The sequence below is a fragment of the Sphingomonas sp. genome, from assembly GCF_039594485.1.
Taxonomy (GTDB): Bacteria; Pseudomonadota; Alphaproteobacteria; order Sphingomonadales; family Sphingomonadaceae; genus Sphingomonas.
The window spans coordinates 1-20,154 of record NZ_JBCNNI010000019.1; the positions used below are offsets into that span (position 1 = coordinate 1).

The following is a 20,154-nucleotide window of genomic DNA, read 5'->3' on the forward strand; positions in this document are numbered from 1 at the left end:
TCTTCCTCCCGCCCTACAGCCCCGATCTCAATCCCATCGAAATGGCGTTCGCAAAACTCAAGGCCCATCTCCGCCGGATCGGTGCCAGGACCATCGAGGACCTCTGGAAAACCGTCGGATCCATCTGCGACCTGTACGACCCCCACGAATGCCGCAACTACTTCGCCGCTGCCGGATATGCTTCCGATTAAACGCTCGGTGCTCTAGGCTGATATCATCATGTGAGATGTTGCCAAAGGAGTAATCCCTCCGTATCATGCATTCGAATGCAAAAGGAGATTGGGATGCGTCACCTCAAAGCCAGTCTGGCGCCTGCAGCACGGGCGGAGAACAATCGTGCGGTTCGGGATACGGTCGAAGGCATCCTGGCCGATATCGAGCAACGGGGCGACGACGCGGTTCGCGATCTCTCGATCAAGTTCGACGCGTGGGACCGCGACAGTTACCGGCTGACGGATGCGGAGATCCAGGGCTGCATCGATCAGCTGTCGCCACAGGACCTGCGCGACATCGAGTTCGCGCAGACGCAAGTCCGCAACTTCGCGCAGATCCAGCGTGCCAGCATGGCCGACGTAGAAGTGGAGACCCTGCCGGGTGTCGTGCTGGGGCACCGGAACATCCCGCTCAATGCCGCGGGATGCTACGTCCCGGGCGGGAAGTATCCGCTGCTGGCGAGCGCGCATATGAGCGTTATCACCGCCAAGGTCGCCGGTGTCGAGCGGGTGGTCACTTGCGCGCCGCCGTTTAACGGCAAGCCTGCTCCTGCGATCGTCGCGGCGCAGGCGATGGCGGGGGCCGACGAAATCTATTGCCTTGGTGGTATCCAGGCGGTGGCGGCGATGGGGATCGGTACGCGCTCGATCGCGCCGGTCGACATTCTGGTCGGCCCGGGCAACGCCTATGTGGCCGAGGCCAAGCGCCAACTGTTCGGCCGGGTCGGCATCGACCTGTTCGCGGGACCGACTGAGACGCTGGTGATCGCCGACGAGATCGGCGCTGATGGCGAATTGTGCGCGACCGATCTGCTGGGTCAGGCAGAACACGGCCCGGACAGTCCCGCAATCCTGCTGACCACCTCGGAAAAGCTGGCGCGCGACGTGATGGCGCAGATCGAGCGGCTACTGGCGATCCTGCCGACCGCCGATCACGCCCGCCGCGCTTGGGAAACCTATGGCGAGGTCATCGTTGCCGACTCGGACGAGGAGATGCTGCGCATCGCCGACGACATCGCATCGGAGCACGTCCAGGTGATGACCCGCGACCCGGATTATTTCCTCGATCGCATGACCAACTACGGGGCGCTGTTCTTGGGCGCGCGCACCAACGTCGCCTATGGCGACAAGGTGATCGGCACCAACCACACGCTGCCGACGAAGAAGGCAGCGCGCTATACCGGCGGGCTGTGGGTCGGTAAGTTCCTGAAGACCTGTACCTATCAGCGCGTGCTGACCGACAAGGCGTCGGCGTTGATCGGCGAATATTGCAGCCGGTTGTGCGCGCTCGAGGGGTTCGCCGGCCATGGCGAGCAGGCCAATATCCGGGTGCGCCGCTATGGCGGACGCAACGTCCCCTACGCCGGTAGCGCCGAGCCGGTGGCGGAGCCGGCGTGAGCTTGCCACGCACGCCCTCGTTTAGGCTCGACGGCCGCCGGGCGCTGGTAACGGGGGCAGGGCGCGGCATCGGCCTCGCGCTGTCGGCAGCGCTGGCGCAGGCGGGGTGCGCGGTGACGCTCGTCGCTCGCGCTCGCGACGAAATCGAGGCGGCCGCCGCTGCGATCCGGGCGGATGGCGGTATCGCCGAGGCGGCGCTGCTCGATATCGGGGACATTGATGCCGTGGCGGCCTTTTTCGCGGCGTACGCGCCGTTCGACGTGCTGGTCAACAACGCCGGCACCAATCGGCCCAAGCCGATGCAGGACGTCACGCCGGCGGATTACGACGCGGTTCTCGACCTCAATGTCCGCGCGGCGTTCTTCGTGTCGCAAGCGTGCGTTCGAGCGATGCTGGCGGCGCGCGTGCGCGGCGCACTGATCCACGTCGGCAGTCAGATGGGCCATGTCGGCGGGGCCAACCGGTCGCTCTATTGCGCGTCGAAATGGGCCCTGGAGGGGATGAGCAAGGCATTCGCGCTCGATCTGGCGCCGCATGGCATCCGGTCGAACACGATCGCCCCGACCTTCATTGAGACGCCGCTGACGCGGCCCTTTTTCGAGGACGTTGCCTTCAAGGCGAGCGTGCTCGCCAAGATCAAGCTCGGCCGGCTGGGGACGGTCGAGGACCTGATGGGCGCCGTCGTTTACCTCGCCTCCGATGCCGCCGCGCTGGTTACCGGCACCAGCCTGATCGTGGATGGCGGCTGGACCGCCGACTAACCCTGTTCGAAAGCACGCATGATGACCGATCGTATCCTGACCACGCATGTCGGTTTGCTCCGCGATCCAGTGGCGCTGATCCCCGAGGATCGCGTGCCGATCCCCGGCGCGATCGATTCCATCACCAACTTCATCGAGTATCCCGAAGTGGTGGCGCAGCGGATCGAGCAATTCACCAGCATCATCGGGCGCGAGCGGGTGATCGCGGGGACGGATTGCGGCTTTTCGAGCTTCCGCGGGTTCGGCGCGGTCGATCCCGAGATCGTCTTGGCCAAGCTGGCCACACTCGCTGAGGGCGCGGCCCATTCCAGCGAACGGTTGTGGCGCGCGGCATGAGCGCCGGCCTGAAGCAGCGGCTTGCCGCGGGCGAGACGATCATCGGCAGTTTCGTCAAGACGCCGTCGGCGATCGTCGTCGAGGTGCTTGCGATGACCGATCTGGACTGCCTGTGCCTCGATGCCGAACATGCGCCGTTCGACCGGCTGGCGATCGACGGTTGCATCATGGCGGCGCGGGCCGGGGGCATGGATGTGGTGGTGCGCGTCCCCGCCGTCACGCCCGATCATATTCTTAACGCGCTCGACTGCGGCGCCACCGGCATCGTCGCCCCGCACGTCCGTTCGGCGGCGGAGGCAAGCGCGCTGGTCGCGATGGCGCGCTACGGCCGCGGCGGACGCGGCTATGCCGGATCGTCGCGCGCGGCGTGCTACACCACCCGCTCGATGGCTGCGCATCTCGCCGCCTCGGCGGAGCGGACGGTGGTGATCGCGCAGATCGAGGACCCGGAAGCGATCGAGGCGATCGACGCCATCGCGCAGGTGCCGGGGCTCGATGCGCTGTTCGTGGGGCGGGTCGACCTGACCGTGGCCTATGGCGCGGATAGCCAGGACGATCTCCGGGTCGTCGCGGCGGTCGAGGCGGTGTGTGCGGCGGGCCGTCGGCATGGCGTGCCAGTCGGCATGTTTCTGGCCCGGCCCGCGGACATTCCGCAATGGCGGGCGCAAGGCGCGACGCTGTTCTTGCTCGGCTCCGACCACGGCTTCCTGCTCGCCGGCGGGGCAGCGCTTGTCGTAGCCGCGCGCGGCTAGCGCCGCCGGCCGCGCAACAGCGGGTGGGGATGGGTTTCGGGCAGCGAAAGCCAGATCAGCGCGGCAATCGTGAAAGCGACCGCAGCGGTTCCCATCGTCACCCCCAATCCGAACTGGGCCGCGAGCGACCCGGTGACGAGTGGTGCGAAGAACGACACCAGCCGTCCCCAGTTGAAGATTGACGCGGCGGTCGATTTGAGATGAGCCGGATAGAGTTCCGTCAGCCACGGTCCCCAGATCACGCTCGCCGACAGCATAAAGCCGTAGACGACGCCGATCGAGCCGAGCATCATGGCGTCCGTCTCGACGTTCAGATAGAGCAGGATCGCGGCGGCGGCGGCGAGGAAGCCGATCGCGTTGAAACGGCGGCCGAAGCGGTCGCCTGCCCATCCCCAGACGAAGCCGCCCACGATATTGGCGCCGAACTGCCACGCGACCAGCTTGCCCATCGCAGTCGGATCTAGCCCGCGCACGTCGCGCAGATACGTCGACAGCCAGCCGCTATAGGCCTGATAGCCGAAGAAATTGAGCCCGGTCAGCGACGCCAGTAGGATGGTGCGCGTGCGCAAGTCTGGCGCGAACAGCTCAAGCACGGGTAGTCGCGCAGGCTTTTGCGGGCCCTGCGCGCGCACGTCGGCGCTCTTCGGGATCAGGACGAAGGCAAGGCCCGCGAGCAGGATCGGCGGCAGCCCGCCGGCGAGCAGCAGTGCACGCCAGTCGCCGTTCGCCCAGCCGCTGGCGAGGCCTAAGACGGTGATCCCGCTGGAGAAGATCGCGTTGATGAGGCTGGCGAGCCGGCCGCGCACGGTGGGGGAGAACAGCCCGACATAGATGCCGACTACTATCGGGAAGATGCCGCCCATGAACAGGCCCAGTACCACGCGCTGCGCGAGATAGGTGCTATAGCCGTCGACGAAGCTGCCGGCGATCAGCGTTGTGCCATAGCCGATCATCACCAGCGCCAGCATTGTCCGCCGCCCGACGCGATCGGCCAATTGCCCAATCACCACGGCACCGACCAACGCGCCCGCCCCTTGCGCGGAATAGCCCGATCCGGCCTGTGTCAGTGTCAGCTTCAACGTGTCGCGCATGAACGGGCGCAGCACATCGACGCTGTTCCACGCCCAGCTGTAAAAGAATTCCGTCACCATCAGGAAAACAAAGGCGATCACCGCGCGGGCGAGCGGGGGCCGCTGCACCGCATCGTGTTGCACCGCCGATGGCTCGGGCGGCGGCATCGTAATGGCTGCGGCGTCCGCTGGTGATCCCAGCGTGGCGGCAGTATCCGCCGCCGGGGGCGGGGCGGCGAACACCCGCTTAGTACCGCAGGCCGGCGCGCAGGCCATAGACCCGCGGCGGGCCATAGGACTGCTGGATGCGCTGGTTGTTGCCGACCGTGGAGCTATACAGCACCGCTTTCTTCGTCAGGTTGGTGCCGAACGCCTCGATGTACATCTTCGACGACGGCGAGGTCCAGCGCAGGTTCGCGTCGAGCAGCGCATAGGCGTTCTGCCGGTCGATGCGGGTGTTGTAGTCGGTCGAATAATAGGACGTCGAATACAGCACGTTCGCGGCCGGGGTGATCCGCGCGCCGCTGGCCAGTTCCAGGTCGTAATAGACGCTGGCCGTTCCCTTGAACGTGGGCGACATCGGCACCTTCTTGTCCGCCAGATTGACGGTTACCGGATCGCCGTTGGCGGCGGTGTAAAAGGGGTTGGGTCGGGTATAGGCGGTGAATTTCGCGTCGAGCAGCGCGCCGGTCAGGTCGACGTGCAGCCCCTCGAACGGCAGCGTGCGCAACTCCGCCTCGGCACCATAGCTGCGCGCCGCGCCCGCGCTGGCGTAATAGGACAGGTTGGTTCGCTGATCGAGGATGGTGATCTGAAGGTTCTTGTAGTCGTTGTAGAAGGCCGACAGGTTGAAGATCATCCGCCCGTTCATGAGCGTATTCTTGCTGCCGATCTCATAGGCGGTGACGGTCTGCGGCGCATAGCTGAACGGGATCGCCGCGTTCGAGGAATTGTTGTTGATACCACCCGACGAGAAGCCGGTCGACACGGTGCCGTACAGCATCGTCCTGCGGCTGGGGGTGAATTCCACGCCGCCCTTCCACGTCACCTTCTCGAAGCTCGGCTCGCCCGCAGCGCGCGCCGCGGTCTGGGTGTCGAAGTTGAAGCTGCCGGCCGCCGCAGTGTAGTTGGTGATGTTGTAGCGCTTGCTCTCGTCCGAATAGCGCACGCCGCCGATGATCTTCAATCGGTTTGGCACGACCGCCAAGCTCGCCTGGCCGTAGGCCGCATAGGCCTTGGTATTGATGTTGGTCCGCGATTCCGTGCCGCGCGTGGTGCTGGTCGTATAGATCTGCTGGTAATATTCGGTGATCTTGTCGTGGAAATAATAGCCGCCGACGATCCACTCGAACGCCGACGATCCGGCGGAGGCGAGCTGCACCTCCTGCGTCACCGAGGTGGTGTAGGTGTTCGCCGCCTGAAGCCCCGATGCCGCGAAACCGCCGGCGGTGGTCGCGGTCGGGAAGATCACGTTGGTCTGGTCGAGGTCGGCGCTGCGATAGGCGTGGAAATCGGTGTAGCCGGTGATCGAACGCAGCGTTGCGAAGCCCAGATCGAACGAGATCGAACCGCTGCCATAGGCCTGCTGAAGCCGTTCGAACGGCTTGTAGTCCCACGAATTGGCATAGGGATCGCCGGTCACTGACACGCCGATGTCTACGCCGTTGACGAAGTTGGTGCCGTTGCGTGCGCTCGGGTTCACCGAATAGGGCTGGCCGTTGATTGAGCGCAGGCCGGTGGTCGGATTGATGAGCGTGCCGCCAACGCGATAGCCATAGGCGCCGCCGCCGTTGTTGCTGCGATCCCAATAGCCGCCGCGGGCATCGATATGGATCGCCGGTGTCAGTTCGATCGCGACCGATCCGCGCAGCGCCGTCTGGTTCTCGTCGAGCAGGCGGAAGCCGCCGGCCGCTTTGACGTAGCCGTCATGTTCGCTGTGGTAGGCGGCGACGCGAAGCTGGACGGCATCGCTGACCGGCAGGTTCAGATAGCCGTCGAACTGGTACAGATCGTAATTGCCGATCGTGCCGTTCACCCCGGCGTCGAACTGTTTCGTGGGGGCATTGGTGGTGACGCTGAGGTTGCCGCCGAAAGTGTTGCGGCCGTACAGCGTTCCCTGCGGCCCGCGCTGCACCTCGACGCGCGCGATGTCGAACAGCGGGATGCTTTGTTGCTGCGTGCGGCTCTGGTAGATGCCGTCGAGGTAGAAACCGATGACGGGATCGCTCTGTGCGCTGACCAGCTGGGTGCGCACGCCGCGGATCGCCGGGAAGGAATCGGATCCCTGCTGGCCCCAGGTCAGGCCTGGCGACAGCAGTTGCAGGCGGCTGGCATCGGTGATGCGGACGCGATCAAGGTCGGTGGAGCTGATCGCGGTGACCGACAGCGGCACATCCTGCAGCCGCTCGGTGCGTCGCTGCGCGGTCACGACGATATCGCCCAGGTTGCCGGTGTCGGCCTCGCTGGCATGGCTGGTCGGGCGATCCGCAGCGGCCGTCGATTGCTCGGCGGAGCCGGAGGTGGCGTCGATCGGCGCGGTCTGCGCGTGCGCCGGGACGACGAGCGCCATCGCCAGGATTGTCAAGGATACGCCGCCCAGAACTCGCTTGCTCATACCCACACCCCTTTTGTCTTTTGCGGGGCGCCATGGCCCCGATTGTGCAAGGGCTATCGGGCGGCATTTCAACTGTCCAGCACAATTTGCATCCGAATGCAGTTAATTCTGTCACGTACTGACGGTGAGAAACGTTGGTTATGAGCCAGCCGGGCCGTAGTCGTTTTACATATCAAGCGTCTGCGGACCTCCGTTGAATGGGTTCGCATGCGTTACAGCTTGGCGGACCGCCCCGGGACGAAGGCACCGACGAACGTCCGTCGCTCGGCGGGGAGCGAAGGGTCCTCGATCCGCTCCATTAGCATCTCGACCGCCGCAGCGGTCATCCGCCGCACCGGCTGGCGGATCGAGGTGACCTGATAACTCATCCATGCGGCTGGCGCTGACCCATCGAACCCGACGACCGAGATGTCCTCGGGCACTTTCATTCCTTGGTCGAAGCGGTATCCGTCGATCACGCCGATCGCCATCACGTCGCTGACGCAGACGATGGCGTCTATCGGCCTGGCGGTGCGGGCCAGCGTTGCGCTGGCCTCGCGTCCGCTGTCATAGCTGAAATCGCCGCGGACCACCGGCACGTCGTGGATGCCGGCCTCCGCGAGACGCGCGAGTGCGGCGTGCCGACGCTCCTCGCCCACCGCACTGTCCTCTGGACCGGCGACTACGGCGAGGCGGCGATGTCCCGCGCCCAGCAGGCGGTCGATCAGGTCGCGCTCGCCGGCGGCGGAATCGCACCATACGCTGGGCGTCATATGCTCGCCTGCGGTGCGGTTGTAGAGGACGAGGGGGATGCCGTGGCGCCGGATGCCGCCGATCTGGTCGCTGTCCAGCCGCGCGGCGGAGATGATGCCGTCGACGTCGTGCCGCCAGACCTGCTCTAGCATCGAATCGACCTCGCTCTCGCCGGTCAGCGCGAATAGCAGGACGCGGACGTCGCGTTCGGTCAGCTGGCGGCTCAGTTCGGCGAGCACCTCGGGATAATGGAGATTGGTCAGCCGGGAGATAAAGACGGCGACGAGGTTTGTCCGGCGCGAGATCAGCGCCTGCGCCAGCGCATTGGGGCGATAGCCGAGCTCAGTCGCGGCCTTCATCACCTTCTCGCGTGTCGCCGGCGCGATACTCCCGCCGGCCGCGAAACAGCGCGATACCGCCGATTGCGAGACGCCGGCCAAGCGTGCGACGTCGTAGGAGGTTGCCCGGCGGACGCCACGCGTCGTCATCGCCGATCCACCCTTGTCACTGTTTTCCTTCGGTCCGACCACTACACCCTCGTGACATATGCATTCGAATTCAATATGCCTCGCGTCTGCGCCACCTGATGGCATTGCAAAGGAGGAATATATGGCCGACACGGCACCCAAGGGGTTCGAGCAGACCACGCGCTATGTCAAGAAGCCGAACCGCGACTCGATCGGCGACCAGCAGGACGTCGCGGGCCTCGTCGAGAGTATCCTGGCCGATGTCCGCCAGCGCGGTGATGCGGCGGTGCGCGATTTTTCGTTGAAGTTTGACCGCGCCGATGTGGAATCGTTCGAGGTTTCGTTGGCCGATCGCGAGGCGGCCGTCGCCGAACTCGACCCGCAGACCCGCGCCGACACCGAATTCGCGATCGAGAACGTCCGCCGCTTTGCCGAGGCGCAGCGCGCCACCATCCTGCCGCTCGAGGTTGAGCCGCTACCCGGCCTGCACCTGGGGCATCGCGTGATCCCGATTGATCGCGTCGGCTGCTATGTTCCAGGCGGGCGCTTTCCGCTGTTGTCGGCGCCGATCATGACGATCGTGCCGGGCAAGGTCGCCGGCTGCCGCGAGGTCGTCGCCTGCCTGCCGCCCAACGCGCATCGCGCGATGATCGCCGGCTGCCACCTGTCGGGCGCGGATCGCATCTTCCGCATCGGCGGTGCGCAGGCGATCGCGGCGATGGCGTTCGGTACGCAGAGCGTGCCGCAGGTCAACAAGATTGTCGGTCCCGGCAACGCATTCGTCAACGAAGCGAAGCGGCAGGTGTTCGGTCCCGTCGGCATCGACCAGCTTGCCGGCCCGTCGGAGATCTTCGTGCTCGCCGACGCCAGCGGCGACCCGCAGCTGATCGCTACCGATCTGCTGGCGCAGGCCGAGCATGACGTGCGCACGCGGGTCGGCCTCATCACCACCGACCGCGCCGTCGCCGAGCAGACCGCGATCGAGGTGACTCGCCAGCTGGAGACGCTGGAGACCGCCGGCATCGCCGGGCAAAGCTGGGCCGACTACGGCGAGATCGTGCTGTGTGAGGACGAGGCAGCGATGATCGCCTATTCCGACCATGTCGCCGCCGAACATCTGCAGGTCCATACCAGCGACGCACACGGCCTTGCCGCCAAGCTGCGCGACTACGGCTCGCTGTTCATCGGCGAGAACGCCAGCGTCGTCTATTCGGACAAGACGGTCGGCACCAACCACACGTTGCCGACGATGGGCGCGGGCCGCTATACCGGCGGCCTGTGGGTCGGCAGCTACGTCAAGATCGCAACGCACCAGTGGTTGGACGACGAGGCGGTGCTGAAGGTCGGTCCGCCCGCGTCGCGGCAGAGCGCCAGCGAAGGGCTGGACGGGCATATGAAGGCCGCGCAGGTTCGCGTCGATCGATTGCATCAGGTGACTGCGGCCTGACCAAGGGGCGGCGGCGCGGAGCTTTTTCCGCGCCCCCGCCCATCGCTCATCCGGCCGCGCGCTGCAGCGCCGCCAGCTTCACCTGCGCGAGCATCGACAGTTCGTCATAGACCGCCCATTCGTCGATGATCTTGCCGTCGCGGACGTGGTAATGGGTGACGCCCATCACGAATAGCGGATGGCCGGTCGGCGCGCCGAGCAGGCCATAGCCGAGGTGATGGCCGTCCAGCGTCCAGCGGACAGCATACTTGGCGCCGCCTTCCTCGCTCTCGACCGAGCAGATATGCTGCGGCACGTAATAGCCGTCGGGAATTAGCGCCACGAGCCGCATCGTCTGCTGCAGTACCGCCGCGACGCCGTAATATTCGCGCATCAGCGGCCCGTGCCACTGGCAGTTGGGTGCGTAGAGCTCGTGGATGCGGCCGAACATCCGTTTGTTATAGATATGATGCAAGTCGCGCAGCAGCTGTGCCTCGCCGTCATTGTGCGCGATGGACGTGTCGGCGTCGGTTTCCGGCGGATATTGGCCAAGCAGGCGACGGTTCTCGACCACCTCCATGATCGGCTCGCCGGCTTCGAACTTGCGGACGGCGATGTCCTGTGCATAGGCGTGCGGATCGAGGCCGAGCTGGATGACAGGCCCCATATTGTCGCGAACGATCCATTCCTTGTAGATCTTGTTCTCCAGGATCATGCATTCGGCGACGGTGCGGGTCAGGAAGGTGCGGCCGGTTGGCTTTCCGTACATGCCATATTGGCTGTGACGGCCCTGGCCGTGCGTCATGTGGCTGGTGTAGAAGCCGTCGGTGTCATTGCCGCGCCAGATCACCTGCTGCGCCAGACCGCGCCGATCGGGAAATTCCACCAGCCGCTGGATCGTATCGCGGATGTGCGTCTCGCGATCGTACATCGTTCCCATGGTCGTATAGGCAACGCAATTGTGCGTGTAGTGCGTGTAGATCAGCCCGACGTCGCGTTCGTCCCAGATGCGATGCGTACAGCGGACGATATAGTCGACAATGTCGGTATAGATCGGATCGAAGCCGCGCATGCCCTGAACGCGCTCGCGATCGGTGGGAACCAGTTCGGTGAAGTCGCGGCGTTCGACCTGCAGCACCGCATCGCCGTCGTTGGACGGGGAAGCATCGGACCGGCGGGCCGGCGGTTGCGAATCGGTCTTGGTCATGTCGTCTCCTGTGCGGATCGGGGATGGGAAAGGTGTAGCGGAGGCAAGGGCGTGATCGACCCGCGCCAGCCAGGCGGCGACATGCCCGGCGACGGCGTCGGGTGCTTCCAGCGGTGCAAAATGGCCGGCGCCCTCGATCAGCACCAGCGTTGCGTCGGGCAGGCCATCAGCCAGTTCTCGCTGAACCACCGGTGGGCAGAGCGCATCTTCGGCACCGGCCAGGATCAGCGCGGGCATCGTCAGCTGCGCGAGCCGATCGCGCTTGTCGGTGCGGCGGCAGGCCAGCTGTTCCTGCGCGGCATGGACGGTCGCGCCGACATGGTCCGCCATCGCGACCAGCAGCGCGTGCAGGTCCGCGTCGTCGTGCCTTTCCTTCCCGACCGCGCGGGGCCAGCTTTCCGCTACCGCCCGCGCCGGTGGGCCGGGATGGGGTGGCGCATCGGCGGCGCGTGCGCGCGCGTTGCTATCGATCAGCGTGAGCCCGGCGACGCGGTCGGGCGCGAGCAGCGCCATTTCCAGAGCGATCAGTCCGCCCAGCGAGAAGCCGAGCAGCGCAAATCGCGGCGGCGCGCTGTCCAGCAAAGTTTGGGCCAGCAGGACGGGGTCGTCGCCCTCGATCCTCGGGATCGCGACATCGCGCCGGTCGAGCCGGTCAAGCAGCGGTGCGAACAGGCGGTCATCGCACAGCGTCCCCGGCAGCAGGACGAGCGGCGCGGCCGCTTTGCCGGTGGGCGGCGTCATCAATGGACGGTTCGGAGAGGTCATGCGTTCGCCTGTCGCCTTGCATGGGGATCGGAGTTGGTCTAGCTGTTCTGCATTCGGATGCAAGAGTGTTTCCCATTACTCGGAGATCGATGTGAACTGGACTGAGGAAGCCATGAAGGCGCGGCTCGTGCGCTATGCAGACCTGATCCCCTGCCGCACGGCGTTCATCGACACGCGCACGCCCGGGTCAACGGAAAAGGAGAATTTCACGATCATCGGTGCCGGCGTGTCCGAGAGCGCGGAGCAGCATGTTCACATCACTGAGCGCCACGGGTTCAACATCGGTGCGGCGCGCCAGCCCTTCGGCTGCATCAATTCGCAGCACAGCCACGATACCGCGGAGGTATTCGTCGTCCATTCCGGCCATTGGCGCCTGCCGTTCGGTCCGAACAAGGAAGACGGATCGATCGACATCGGCCCCGGCGACGTCGCGTCGGTGCCGATCCACATGTTCCGCGGCTTTGAGAAGCTGGACGAGGGTTTGGGTTTTCTGTTCACCGTGCTGGGCGAGGACGATCCCGGCAAGGTCACCTGGGCGCCGGCGGTGTTCGAGGCGGCGGCCGATCATGGGCTGAAACTGGCCAAGGGCGGCCGGCTGATTGACACGTCGCAGGGCGATTATACGCTTCAGGATGTCGAACTGGCCGACGCGACCGGCGATGACGTCGCCGCCGAACTGAAGACGCCGCCGATCGAGAAGCTGCGCGAATGCGTTGTGCCGGCTGCTGCAATGGCGGCCAATCCCCGGTCGCCGCTCGCCGCGGAGGGGGTCGAGGAAGCGGCCGTCATCACACCGATCGCGACCGGCGACGGCTTTGCCGCGGGACCGATCTCCGGTTGGTGGCCGCACGGGTTCAATCTGCGGCGGCTGACGATGGCGACCGGCGCCTATGTGCCGCAGCATGTCCGCGCGGAGGTCGAGGTGATCTTCGTCCATGCTGGCACGCTTGAGGTCAGCTGGGACGGTGGTGCGATCATCATGGGCGCGGGCGATACGCTGAGCGTACCCGTGGGGCTGCCGCATGCCTTTCGCAACACCGCGTCGGTCGATCTCGTGGCGTTCCTCGTGCGTGGCGGCGATGCGCCAGCGATGCCAACATTCGTGGATGGGGCGTACCGTGGATAGGCGGCGCTGCCGGATGGGGAGCAGGTATCGCAGGCGCCGCGGAACTGACGGAGTGTCAGAACCTTGCCGACTAGATGTTTGGTCCCGGCGCTTGATGGTGCGGGTTTGACGTGAAGCGGCTTGGCTCGTTCTACCTCGCCTTGCAGATGGCTTCGTGAGGTATGATACCAAAGCTCGCAGACCCTGATTCCTGAGGGGGCAGTGGTGAGGAGCCCTGATTCAAGATGGCAAAACAGATTGGAGTTTGCCATGCTGGTCGCGCTTCGCACGAATTTCGACGCTGCTTCTGTGAGGGGGGGGGCGGCAATCCCAGGGCGGCTCACAAACCCGGTGCTTGCTCGCGCTGGCGGCGATTTATGACGGCGCGAGCCTGCCCGAGGCGGCGCGGATCGGCGGGCACATTGCAGATCGTCCGGGACTGGGTGATGAAGTTCAACGCAGCCGGTCCTGACGGGCTGGTCGATTGGAAGGCGCCAGGGCAGCCGTTGATCCTCAATGCGACCCACGGCGCGGCGCTGATCGAGGCGATTGAGCGCGGTCCGATCCCGGCCGTCCATGGTGTCGTGCGCTGGCGGATCGTCGATCTCGTAAAGCTGCTGTGGGACGAGTCCTCGCTGCCAGTTTCGCGGCCCACCCTCAGCCGAGAGCTGCGTGGGCTGGGCTATCGCAAGCTCTCGGCGCGATCCAAGCACTGCGTTCATAACCCGACGCGATAGAAGTCTTTAACAAGTCGGCTTTGTCGCCGAGTTGGACAAGGTCAGAGCGCCCTTCCCGCGCGGCACGCCGATAGAAATCTGGTTCAAGGACGATGCCGGGATCGGGCAGAAGAACAAGATCACAAGGCAATGGGCGAAGCGCGGCAGCCGCCCCTGGACGCCGCACGATCGGCGCACCAAGTCCGCCTGCATCTTCGATGCGATCGGCCAGGCGTGCTCGCTGTCTGTCGTGCGTTTGAACCGCCGCTTCTGCCGGCCACGCAGACCGTTCTCGCGCATCAGCAGTGCCGTGTGTCGGCGGCCGATGGCGCAGCCATCATCCTGCAATTCGCGTGTCATGCGCGGACTGCCATAGGTGCCGTTCGACAGCGCGAACGCCGAGCGGACATGCGCCAGCATCACCATGTCGTCACGCTGGTGCCGACTGGGCGGGTGATCCTTCCAGGCGAAATAGCCGCTCTGGCTGACGCCGAGTATCCGGCAGAGGCGGTGGACCGGGAAATCCTTCCTCGCCCGATCGATGAGTTGGAACCTCATCTTTCGGTTCTCGCCATCCCCTGGGATGGCTGCGCTTCCTCAATTCCTCCCGGCTGAAAAAAAGTCGCCCGCTTCAGTATGTCACGCTCCTGCCGGAGGATCTCGTTCTTCGGCCGAAGGCGCTTCAACTCGGTAGCCATATCTGCCTGCGGCGCCTTGTCGGGTGTCTCTGCCATACGATCCCGGCTGTGGCTGATCCAGCGCACCAGCGTCGATAGTTCGACCCCCAGATCTTCCGCTATCTCCCGCTGCGTCCGTCCGCTGGTCGCCACCAGCCGTACCGCCTCGTCCTCAAACTCCTTCGTGAACCCTCTCTGCTTCGTCATCGAGTTCGCCTTTCACCTCAAGGAAACTCTCCACTTTTCCGGGGCAAGTCCAGTATTCTCGTTGATACGCCGGAACGGCGTGTTCAGCCGCAGTCAGCGACCAATCCCGCTTGTCCGATCGCGTGCGCCACGCAGACTTCATCATTGTCTGAGGTGTCACCGCTGACGCCCGCCGCGCCCAGCAGTGTTCCACTGGCATCCCGGATCAACACGCCCCCCGGAACCGGCAGCAGGCCATGGGGAAAAACGGTCGTCAATGCGGCAACGAATGCGGGCATCGCCTGGGCGCGGCGCGCGAGTTCGCGTCCGCCGAAACCCATGCCGAGACAGCCGGACGCCTTGGCCAGCGCGATCTCTGGCCGGTAGATCGCGGCACGGTGATCGCGCTTGACGACCAGGGGGTGGCCGCCGAGATCAAGCACCACGACGGTCAGCGGGGCGAACCCCCGACGTTCTCCCTCGGCCAGCGTATCCGATGCGATGCGGTCCGCGATGTCGGTGGTGAGCATGATCGACTTCTCCCTTTTCATTGTCAGCCGGGCAGTAGCGAATCGCGAATTTCGCGCGCGCACATGTCGGCGGCGAGGCTCAGGCGGCGCTGGGCATGATGGACCAGCATCAGCGTGTTCGGCACGCTGGTCCCCATCACCGGCAGGAATGCCAATATACCGTCCCTCACTTCGTCCTCGACGTCATAGGGGCTCAGAAACGCCACCGCCTCGCCGCGCCGCGCGATCGCCTTCATATATTCGATCGAATTGGTCATGTGGCGCGGGTTGAGTTCGGCGTCGGCCTTAAGAAACATCGCCGCGATGGCGGCATGCATAACCATCGATGGCGCCGCCTGAATGATCGGATAGGACAGGCAGTCCTGGACGCGGACGCGTTCATGCTGAGCCAGCGGATGATCGGCGGCAACCACCGCCCCAAGCCGTGCATCGAACGAACAGAAGGTCGCGATACGGGGATCGAAGGGCAGGTTATAGGCCAGCCCCAGGTCGATCTCCCCATCCTCCAGACGTTGCCGGATCTCCTCGATAAAGGCCGTGACGACGGTGACGCGCATATGTGGCGTCCGTTCCAGGAACCGGTCGACGATGCGCGGGAGCACCCCCGATGCGAGGCCGCCCATGGTGGCGATCTTCACCTCACCCGTCTTCATGCCCTTGAGTGCCGCGATCTCGCGCTCGGCCCGTTCGTGATCGCGCAACGTGCGGCGCACATGCTCGACCAGCACCTCTCCGGCGGCGGTCAGGCGCAAGCCACGGCTTAGCCTCTCGAAAAGCGGCGTGCCCTGCTGTGCCTCCAGCGACAGAATCTGCTTGTTGATCGCGGTGGGCGAGACGTTGAGGCGTTCCGCCGCCTTTCGGATCGAACCGCGGCGCGCGACCTCATGCAGATAGAGGAGCATTCGGCTGTGCAGCATGCCTCCTTCATTGCGAGAGAAGAGAAGTGTGTCAACCAATGGTTCGCGGGTTGATGAAAAATAAGCTCTTTTAGATGACGCGATATCCCTTCATCACCTGATCGGGGCAGCGAGGGAGTGCCGCGATGCATGGGGCGATGGCGATCGAAGAGGCACGTAAAAGAGGCGCGTTGCACGGCGTGGCGGAGCGGCTGTTCCGTCTGCGCGATCGGGGTTCCACGCCGGGGCGGGAAGCTCTGGCAGGGCTGACCAGCTTTGCCACGATGGCGTTCATCCTGGTGGTGAATCCGGTGGTGATGGCCGGGACCGGCATGGACAAGGCCGATCTGGTCATCGCGACGGCGGCGGCGGCGGCGATCGGTTCGCTGCTGGTGGCGTTCGTCGCCAATCAGCCGCTGGTGGCGGCTCCCGCCATGGGCTCCAACGTCGTTTTCGCGACGGTGCTCGTCGGCCAGCTTGGTGTGCCGTGGCGCGCCGGTCTCGCGATGGTGCTCGCGACGGGCCTGATCTTTCTGGCGGTCAGCCTGTCGCGGTTGCGCGAGGCGGTGGTGCGCGCACTGCCGTCGTCGCTGCAGGTCGGTATCCAGGCATCCGTCGGCGTGCTGATCCTGCTGATGGCCTTGCGCAGTGCGCATGTCCTGGAGCGGGGGAGCGGTCTGCCAGTCTATCACCTGGTCGCGAACCTGGTGCCCGGTGCATGGCTGGCACTGGCGGGCATGGTGGGGATGCTGGTACTGATCCGCCTGCGGGTCCCGGCGGCCCTGCTGGTGTCGATCGTGCTTCTGGCCGCCATCGGTCTATATGTGCCGGACGGGCGCGGACAGACGCTGACGCAATGGCCGACGAACCCGTTCGGCTGGCCGCACTGGCCATCGCATACCGCCTTGCAGCCGGACTTCGCATTTCTCGCCCGCAACATGCTGCTGTGCGCGCCGCTGATGCTTTACTTCTTCTGCTCGGAATTCTTCTCCACAATGGGCACCGTGATCGGCGCGGTCGGTGCCGTCGGCGGCGAGCCCGATGCCGATGGCGCGATCGAGATGACGCCGGTGTTCGTCGCCGACGCACTGGCCACGATCATTGGTCCCCTGCTGGGCACGTCGGTCGTCACGGTCTTCGTTGAATCGGTCGCGGGGATCCAGGTGGGCGGGCGCACCGGGTTGACCGCTTTGGTCGCCGCGCTGTGTTTCATGCTGGCACTCGTTTGTGGGCCGCTGCTGATGGCTATCCCGGCCGAGGCGACGGCACCCGCGATGATGGCGATCGGGCTGATGATGCTGCGCGGGCTGCACCGGCTCGACTGGCGGCGTCCCGTCGATATTGCCCCCGCCATCGTCGCGATGACGGCGGCGCTGGTGACGGGGAACCTCATCAACAGCATCGCGGCGGGTACCGCCATGGTGCTGGTCACGAAGCGCCGCGGCGCCAGCCCGCTGCTCTGGGCGATGGGGGCGCTGTTCGCCACATATTATCTGCTTTCCGCCCGTTTTCTCTGATCTTTCCAACAGGAGGTAGCGCCATGTCGCTCGACGCATTCCGTAAACAGATCGGCGATATTCGCCATTCCGACGAACCTTCCCTGATCCGCCGGATGAGCCGCGACATGACGGGCGGATTCAGCCCGATCCTGAAAGCCGAGGGCAAGGGCAAGCTGGCCGAACTGGTCGTCATTCCCGAAAGCCGCGAGGAGGTGATCGCCGTCGCGGCGGCCGCCGCCCGTCACCGGATCGCAGTGCTCCCGCGCGGTGCGGGCACCTGCAACTGGGGGCAGGGCATCCCGCTGGCCGGGGGGATCGTCATGGACATGAGGCGGCTGACCCGTATCCTGTCGATGGATGCCGGCCGGGTCCGGGCAGAGCCCGGCATTTTGCTGGGTGATCTGGATCGCCAGACCAAGGAGGCGGTGGGGGCGGAACTGCGCATCCATCCGTCCAGCCGCTCGATCGCGACGCTGGGCGGCTTCATCGCCGGTGGCCATGTCGGCATGGGAAGCTGCACCTGGGGCATTCTGCACGATCGCGGCAACATCGCCGGGCTGGAGATGGTCAGCGTCACCGAGGAACCCGAGATCGTCGAGCTACGTGGCGAGGACGTCAACTTCGTCCATCATTCCTATGGCACCACAGGCATCATCACCGCGGTGGAAATGCCGCTGGCCCCGGCCTTCGCCTGGCGTGAGGCGGTGGTGGATTTCGAGGATTTCGCACAGGCGACGCGCTTTGGCATCACGCTGGGCCAATCGGACGGCATCCTGCTCAAGATGGTGTCGATCAACGCCTGGCCATACCCGTCCTATTTCGATGGCCTGGTCCGCCACCTGCGCGAAGGGCGTCATACCGTCCATGTCATGGTCGCCGATAACGGTTATGAGGCGTTCGCCGATCTGGCGATGCGGATGGACGGTACGGTCGTCTATTCCGGGCTGGAGGGGCAGGGCGATTTTGGCAAGCCGCTCTATGAATATAGTTTTGCCCATGCGCGCTGGCATGCAAACAAGCACGATCCGCGTACCGTCGCCAATATCGGCATCTTCCCGCACGACGACCTCGTCGGCTCGGTCGTCCGGGTTTACGAGAAGTTCCGTGACCTGGGGCCGCTGCGCCTGGACATGAAGCGCATCAACGGACAGCTGACCGTGCAGGGTGCGCCGATCTTCCCCTATCGCGATGCCGACCACCTCGCCTCGGTCGTGAAGGGGCTGGAGGACGAAGGCGTGCGATCGGCCAACACGCATTCGATGCACGTCAAGGAAAACGGCATGAAGGCCATCAGCGCGGGCGAGGCCGCCTTCCGCCGTCGCATGGACCCCTATGGCCTGTGCAATCCGGGCAAGGTCGAGGCGCTGCCGGGCAGCGATACCATCCTGCCGACGAGCGGCTGGCATACCGACACCGCCGCCGCCTGACCTGAAGGACGCAACATGACGCCACATGCTGGCGCACCCGGCACGCTCCGGGTGCGGGGGGACATTTATTGCCTGAGCGGCGCGCGGGTCGCTGCGAGTTTGCTCGACGCCAAGGTCGCGGCCGATGCCGTGACCGGACGCGACGGTTTCGCGTTGACGGACATCATGATCGATGGCCGCACCGGATTTATCCGCGAGGTGCGCCCCCATGCCCAGGAGGCCGACCTGCCGGAACGGGTCGAACTGCGCGGCCGGCACGTCAGTCCGGCCTTTATCGATCTGCATGCCCATCTGGACAAGGGGCATATCTGGCACCGTTGCCCGAACCCGGACGGCACGCATGCGGGCGCCGCGGGCGCTGTGGCGCGAGATCGCGCAAGTCACTGGAACGAAGAGGATATCGCCGCCCGTTTCGACTTCGCGCTGCGCTGTGCCGAGGCGCATGGCACGCGGGCGATCCGCACGCATATCGACAGTTACGATCCGGTGCAGGCACGGCGGGGCTGGGCCGTGCTCACGCGGCAGCAGGCCTTATGGGCGGGACGGATCGCAGTGCAGGGCGTTGCGCTGACCCGGATCGATACCTGGTCGACACCGGAGGGCAGGGCGCTGGCCGCGATCGTGGCGCGGACCGGCGGCTGCCTGGGCGGCATCCTGAAGACTCAGTCGGGTGCCGATCTCGACGCCTGCCTCGACCGGCTGTTCGCGCTGGCGACCGAATACGGTTTGGACGTCGACCTGCATGTCGACGAGACGCTCGATCCTGCCGCCGATGGTCTCGACCGGGTGGCGCGTGCCGTCCTGCGTGCCCGTTTCGCCGGGCGCGTCACCTGCGGGCATTGCTGTGCTCTGGCCATGCAGGACGACGCGCGTCTTGCTGCCAGCATCGCGGCGGTGAAGGCGGCCGGGATCACGATCGTCGCGCTGCCTGCCGCCAACCTCTATCTGCAGGATCGCATGGCGGGACGCACGCCGCGCCTGCGCGGGCTGGCGCCGGTGCAGGAACTGGCCGACGCGCATGTTCCGGTGGCGATCGGCGGCGATAACTGTCGCGACCCGTTCACCTTTGGCGGCGATCACGACATGCTGGATATCTGGCGCGACGCGGTTCGGATCGGCCACCTTGATCTGCTTGGCGCCGCCTGGGCACCGGCCGTCACCGCATTGCCCGCCGAAGTGATGGGATTGCCGCACCAGGGCCGCATCACGGCGGGCGCCCGCGCCGACCTCATCCTGTTCCAGGCGCGTACGTTCAGCGAGTTGCTCGCTCGTCCTCAGGTCGATCGCGAGCTTTTGCGCGGCGGCCGGCCGATCGCTCCGGTGCTGCCCGATTATGCCGAACTCGATGTCCTTGCCGGCCTGACCCCGGCCTAACCCC

17 protein-coding genes and 1 pseudogene are annotated in these 20,154 nt (G+C 65.5%); 11 read left to right on the forward strand and 7 right to left on the reverse strand.

From position 1 onward, the window contains the following. From ABDV78_RS11005 to ABDV78_RS11025, 5 genes are all read left to right on the forward strand, one after another. On the forward strand, positions 1–191 hold a 191-nt coding region (locus ABDV78_RS11005), incomplete at its 5' end, for a transposase (protein ID WP_343527464.1). Between the two features lie 93 nt (positions 192–284). After that, positions 285–1,610: a histidinol dehydrogenase gene (hisD, locus tag ABDV78_RS11010; RefSeq protein WP_343527465.1), complete on the forward strand. Its 1,326-nt coding sequence runs from the start codon at positions 285–287 to the stop codon at positions 1,608–1,610. Continuing rightward, entirely contained in the window at positions 1,607–2,371 is a 765-nt protein-coding gene (locus tag ABDV78_RS11015) for an SDR family oxidoreductase (RefSeq protein ID WP_343527466.1), read from the forward strand. Before hisD (ABDV78_RS11010) ends, ABDV78_RS11015 begins: the two co-directional genes overlap by 4 nt. A gap of 18 nt (positions 2,372–2,389) precedes the next feature. Continuing rightward, positions 2,390–2,707 carry a hypothetical protein gene (locus ABDV78_RS11020; protein WP_343527467.1) on the forward strand — a complete coding sequence of 106 codons (318 nt, stop codon included), beginning with the start codon at positions 2,390–2,392 and terminating at the stop codon, positions 2,705–2,707. Then, entirely contained in the window at positions 2,704–3,459 is a 756-nt protein-coding gene (locus ABDV78_RS11025; protein WP_343527468.1) for an aldolase/citrate lyase family protein, read from the forward strand. The genes ABDV78_RS11020 and ABDV78_RS11025 overlap by 4 nt, the downstream gene beginning before the upstream one ends. Here the strand turns inward: ABDV78_RS11025 and ABDV78_RS11030 are convergent. The 3 genes from ABDV78_RS11030 to ABDV78_RS11040 form a co-directional block, all read right to left on the reverse strand. Then, positions 3,456–4,805: an MFS transporter gene (locus ABDV78_RS11030; protein WP_343527469.1), complete on the reverse strand. Its 1,350-nt coding sequence runs from the start codon at positions 4,803–4,805 to the stop codon at positions 3,456–3,458. The two genes, ABDV78_RS11025 and ABDV78_RS11030, sit on opposite strands and share 4 nt — an antisense overlap. Further along, positions 4,777–7,143: a TonB-dependent receptor gene (locus ABDV78_RS11035; RefSeq protein WP_343527470.1), complete on the reverse strand. Its 2,367-nt coding sequence runs from the start codon at positions 7,141–7,143 to the stop codon at positions 4,777–4,779. The genes ABDV78_RS11030 and ABDV78_RS11035 overlap by 29 nt, the downstream gene beginning before the upstream one ends. 212 nt (positions 7,144–7,355) lie before the next feature. After that, the gene (locus tag ABDV78_RS11040; RefSeq protein ID WP_343527471.1) at positions 7,356–8,363 is read right to left on the reverse strand and encodes a LacI family DNA-binding transcriptional regulator; all 1,008 of its coding nucleotides are present in this window, start codon (positions 8,361–8,363) and stop codon (positions 7,356–7,358) included. Positions 8,364–8,484: 121 nt separating this feature from the next. Here ABDV78_RS11040 and hisD (ABDV78_RS11045) point away from each other — a divergent pair, with 121 nt between their 5' ends. Then, a complete protein-coding gene (gene hisD, locus ABDV78_RS11045; RefSeq protein WP_343527473.1) occupies positions 8,485–9,789 on the forward strand; it encodes a histidinol dehydrogenase in 1,305 nt (434 codons plus the stop codon). A 46-nt stretch (positions 9,790–9,835) separates the two neighbouring features. Here hisD (ABDV78_RS11045) and ABDV78_RS11050 read toward each other — a convergent pair whose 3' ends face one another. Next, on the reverse strand, positions 9,836–11,716 hold the full coding sequence (locus ABDV78_RS11050) for an alpha/beta fold hydrolase (protein WP_343527474.1): 1,881 nt from the start codon (positions 11,714–11,716) through the stop codon (positions 9,836–9,838). Positions 11,717–11,852: 136 nt separating this feature from the next. On the opposite strand from ABDV78_RS11050, the gene ABDV78_RS11055 reads away from it, so the two are divergent. Continuing rightward, complete coding sequence (locus ABDV78_RS11055) at positions 11,853–12,866, forward strand: cupin domain-containing protein (RefSeq protein ID WP_343527475.1); 1,014 nt, start codon at positions 11,853–11,855, stop codon at positions 12,864–12,866. Positions 12,867–13,291: 425 nt separating this feature from the next. Beyond that, a complete protein-coding gene (locus ABDV78_RS11060; RefSeq protein WP_343527476.1) occupies positions 13,292–13,582 on the forward strand; it encodes a winged helix-turn-helix domain-containing protein in 291 nt (96 codons plus the stop codon). 198 nt (positions 13,583–13,780) lie between these two features. Here the strand turns inward: ABDV78_RS11060 and ABDV78_RS11065 are convergent. The 3 genes and pseudogenes from ABDV78_RS11065 to ABDV78_RS11075 all read right to left on the reverse strand — a co-directional run. Then, positions 13,781–14,445, reverse strand: a pseudogene (locus ABDV78_RS11065) (transposase); the annotation flags it as partial. An 83-nt stretch (positions 14,446–14,528) separates the two neighbouring features. Next, positions 14,529–14,954, reverse strand: coding sequence for a heme-binding protein (locus ABDV78_RS11070; RefSeq protein WP_343527477.1), 426 nt, complete (start codon positions 14,952–14,954; stop codon positions 14,529–14,531). A 23-nt stretch (positions 14,955–14,977) separates the two neighbouring features. After that, positions 14,978–15,871, reverse strand: coding sequence for a LysR family transcriptional regulator (locus tag ABDV78_RS11075; protein ID WP_343527478.1), 894 nt, complete (start codon positions 15,869–15,871; stop codon positions 14,978–14,980). Between the two features lie 125 nt (positions 15,872–15,996). Between ABDV78_RS11075 and ABDV78_RS11080 the strand changes: the two genes are divergently transcribed. From ABDV78_RS11080 to ABDV78_RS11090, 3 genes are read left to right on the forward strand one after another with little or no spacing between them, the layout of a single operon-like run. After that, a complete protein-coding gene (locus ABDV78_RS11080) occupies positions 15,997–17,367 on the forward strand; it encodes an NCS2 family permease (protein WP_343527479.1) in 1,371 nt (456 codons plus the stop codon). A 23-nt stretch (positions 17,368–17,390) separates the two neighbouring features. Next, on the forward strand, positions 17,391–18,776 hold the full coding sequence (locus tag ABDV78_RS11085; protein ID WP_343527480.1) for an FAD-binding oxidoreductase: 1,386 nt from the start codon (positions 17,391–17,393) through the stop codon (positions 18,774–18,776). 15 nt (positions 18,777–18,791) lie between these two features. Further along, on the forward strand, positions 18,792–20,150 hold the full coding sequence (locus ABDV78_RS11090; RefSeq protein ID WP_343527481.1) for a cytosine deaminase: 1,359 nt from the start codon (positions 18,792–18,794) through the stop codon (positions 20,148–20,150). Positions 20,151–20,154: the final 4 nt, after the last annotated feature.